This window comes from Bacillus sp. JJ1127 (genome assembly GCF_036965845.1).
Taxonomy (GTDB): Bacteria; Bacillota; Bacilli; order Bacillales; family Bacillaceae_G; genus Bacillus_A.
Genome location: NZ_JBALQK010000327.1, coordinates 1 through 1,241, shown reverse-complemented (window position 1 = coordinate 1,241; position 1,241 = coordinate 1). Strand labels below are relative to the sequence as shown.

Below are 1,241 nucleotides of genomic sequence, written 5' to 3'. Positions count from 1 at the left end.
ACCCGACTATTTCACTCTTGATCCCTGCACAATGTGTGGGGATTTTTTCATAAAGAAAAGACACTCTTATGAGTATCTTTTCTGATGTTTTTTTAGCAGAAGCAAGCAGCCCCAACTATGATTAATAATATAAAGAGGACAACGAGTAAAGCGAATCCTCCAGCAAAGCCGCCGGCACAACTACCACCAAAGCTCATAAGACTTCCTCCTTTAAGTAAGAGGGAAAAATATAGGGATTCACATATAACGGATTCGGTTTATTTTATGCTGTTAGGATCTAAGTGAGCAGGTCCTTTAAGAAAAAAAGAAAAGACACCCACAGGTGCCTTCCTTCGATTTGAAAACCACATTAATTTTAATAATATGTATATGGACTCCCATCCAATTTCCGTTTTACCATATTTATCTATTTTGTTGGTTGAGAAAATCAAAAAAAGCACTCTTTCGAGTGCTCAAACTTATGCTGATGCAGATACCTTACCTTTGCGGAAGATTCCCATCAATCCACCAATAGCAGCAGCTGTCAGAAGCAAGAGCAATTCTTCTTAGTAGTTAAGAGCAGAAGCGGCAGCCTAACTCTTAAAGAAAGTATTGAAAGGATGAGAGTTATGAAGAATACGAATTTAACAGCAAAAATTGAGATTAAAGGATTGGATAGAGCTAAAGATTTGTTAGAAGAATTGAACAGCCTTGAATTAAAGGTTGTTGTACATTCAGTTGATCAAGACAAGGGTAAAGATAGATGAACAATGAACAATAAACAACAGCAAGACAAAGGCGAACGAAAGAAGATCGTCGCAATAATACGTGATTTAAAAGCTAGAGAATTACATAATAGCGTGGCAGTCATCGAGAAGTATCTGGCTACTAAATAGGAAGATAAAGAAAAAGCCCTAGAGGGGACTCTAGAGCTACTAACAGGGTAATAAAAAAAGACAAATGGTAGTGAATGACTTCTTTAGATGTTACAAGTTTAACACGTAACTTATAAAAATCTTATATAAAGATGTTATGAAATTATGAGCATATGACAGGTCTCGTGCTTGTCATTTAAGGCTCTAGAGTAAGGGTATTGTCGAATCGACATCGTAATAATACCATGAATTTATTGATAAACAACTTGGTAAACGTGTCCAATTAAAAAGCCCTAGAGTTGGGCGAGCTCTAGAGCAACAAATAGGGTGTTACAAAAAAAGACAAATGGTAATGAATGACATCTTATAATGTAATCAGTTTAACAC

Annotated in this window: 2 protein-coding genes; one reads left to right on the top strand and one right to left on the bottom strand. The window is 36.0% G+C overall.

All coding sequences use genetic code 11. The annotated features are described in order from the left end of the window. Positions 1–92: 92 nt before the first annotated feature. The gene (locus tag V7183_RS23745; protein WP_097895784.1) at positions 93–197 is read right to left on the bottom strand and encodes a YjcZ family sporulation protein; all 105 of its coding nucleotides are present in this window, start codon (positions 195–197) and stop codon (positions 93–95) included. A 411-nt stretch (positions 198–608) separates the two neighbouring features. Here V7183_RS23745 and V7183_RS23740 point away from each other — a divergent pair, with 411 nt between their 5' ends. Beyond that, on the top strand, positions 609–746 hold the full coding sequence (locus V7183_RS23740; protein WP_170958206.1) for a hypothetical protein: 138 nt from the start codon (positions 609–611) through the stop codon (positions 744–746). The last annotated feature ends 495 nt before the right edge of the window (positions 747–1,241 follow it).